The sequence below is a fragment of the Streptomyces pathocidini genome (assembly GCF_001418495.1).
In the GTDB taxonomy this organism is placed as follows: Bacteria; Actinomycetota; Actinomycetes; order Streptomycetales; family Streptomycetaceae; genus Streptomyces; species Streptomyces pathocidini.
In genome coordinates this window covers 1-1,853 of record NZ_LIQY01000681.1, presented here as the reverse complement: position 1 = coordinate 1,853, position 1,853 = coordinate 1, and the positions used below count along the sequence as shown (strand labels likewise).

Genomic DNA, 1,853 nt, shown 5'->3' with positions numbered 1-1,853 from the left:
CGCCGAGCCCGACAAGGACGACGCCAAGCCGTTCGCCTCGAAGAAGGTGGACGCGGCCTCGCTGCGCATCAAGGGTCCGACCACCGCCGCGAGCGACATCCAGGGCGCCCGCTCCGAGACCGGCTCGTACCTGATGATGAGCGGTCCCGGCGCCTCCGCCACCTGGACCGTGAACGTGCCCAAGGACGGCCAGTACACGCTGTTCGTGGGCTACAGCGTGCCTGGCAAGGACGCCGCGACGACCCTCGTGCTCAACAGCAAGGTCCGCGAGGCGCCGACCCAGCTCAAGAACTACGCGATGGCGAAGGAAGGCGCGTGGGACAAGGGCTGGACCCGGTCCTTCGCCTACGTCGAGCTCAACAAGGGCACGAACACCATCGAGTTCTACTCCATGACGGACAATCAGACGCAGTACGCCCTCGACCAGGTCTGGTTGAAGGAGGGCCAGGTCAAGGGCTAGCGAGGCAACCCCCGAGGCCCCGAGGTGAGCCCTGAGGGAGCTGACGTCGGGCCGGGGCAGACCCCGGGGACCGCATGGCTCCGCGGCGCAGTCCTGGGAACCGCGCGGCCCCCGGCAGCCCTCTGCCGTGCACAACCGCCAGGCAGCCCTCAGCCGTTCACGACCCGCTCACGGCCCCGTTCACGACCCCCAGGAAGTCCGCGACCGTCGCCGCCATCGCGTCCCGCGCCGGGCGCACGTACTTCCGCGGGTCGACCACCTTCGGGTCCGCGTCGAGATGGGCCCGTACGGCCCGGGTGAAGGCCGTGTTGAGGGCCGTACCTACGTTGATCTTCGCCATTCCGGCGGCGACCGCGCGCCGGATCTCCTCGTCGGGGACGCCCGAGGAGCCGTGCAGCACCAGCGGTACGGGGACGGCCTCCCGGAGGCGGGCGATCAGCTCGTGGTCGAGGGAGGCCGTACGAGCGGTCATCGCGTGCGAGCTGCCGACCGCGACGGCGAGTGCGTCCACGCCGGTCTCCTCGGCGTACACGGCCGCCTCGGCCGGATCCGTGCGCACGCCCGGCGCGTGCGCGTCGAGCGGCGGCTCGCCGTCCTTGCCGCCGACCTTGCCGAGCTCGGCCTCGATCCATATGCCGCGCTCGTGGCCCCAACGCACTGCCTCCGCCGTGGCCTTGACGTTGTCGCCGTACGACAGTTTCGACGCGTCGAACATCACCGAGCTGAAGCCCTCGGGGTGCGCGGCGTGCAGCAGGTCCACCGACTCGACGTGGTCGAGGTGGAGCGCGAGGGGCGCGGAGGAGGCGCGGGCCACGGCGACGGCCGCCGCTGCGATGGGGGCGAGGCGGCCGCCGTGGAACTTCACCGCGTTCTCCGAGATCTGCAGGATCGCGGGCGCGCCCGCGGCCTCGGCGCCCGCGGCGATCGCCTCGGCGTGCTCCAGCGTGATGACGTTGAACGCCGCGACCGCGCGGCCCTCGGCCCGCGCCTCGGCGACGAGTTCACCGGTGCCGACGAGTGGCATGTGCCCCCCAAACGTGGGCCGCGAGCGGCCCGGTTGACCCTAGGTTCCTAGGCTTCTGGTGTTCCCGCCCCGCGCGCGATCTCCACCCGCGGCAGCAGCTCCGCGTAAGCGGCCCGGTCGAACTCGCCCGCCACCGGGGCCAGTACGGTGGCGGCCGACAGCGCCACGGCCCGCGCCAGCCGGTCGGGCCAGGGCAGGCCCTCGGCCAGCCCGGACAGCAGCCCGGCCACGGCCGAGTCGCCCGCGCCCGTCGGATTGCCCGCGAACGCCCGCGGCGGGGCCGCCTGCCAGTCGCCGTCCGGCGTCACCAGCAGCATTCCGTCCGCGCCGAGCGAGGCGGCGACCGCGCGGGCGCCCCGGCGGCGGGTG

General features: G+C 73.2%; 3 protein-coding genes. 1 reads left to right on the top strand and 2 read right to left on the bottom strand.

The window, feature by feature from the left end:
• Window positions 1-460, top strand: a 460-nt coding sequence (locus tag AOK16_RS24420; protein ID WP_478072695.1) for a carbohydrate-binding protein, incomplete at its 5' end; no start/stop codon positions are given.
• A gap of 157 nt (window positions 461-617) precedes the next feature.
• Here the strand turns inward: AOK16_RS24420 and AOK16_RS24415 are convergent.
• Window positions 618-1,484: a class II fructose-bisphosphate aldolase gene (locus AOK16_RS24415; protein ID WP_055474269.1), complete on the bottom strand. Its 867-nt coding sequence runs from the start codon at window positions 1,482-1,484 to the stop codon at window positions 618-620.
• 47 nt (window positions 1,485-1,531) lie between these two features.
• Window positions 1,532-1,853 (bottom strand): PfkB family carbohydrate kinase (locus tag AOK16_RS24410; RefSeq protein WP_240483735.1); only part of this gene is annotated, 322 nt, incomplete at its 5' end.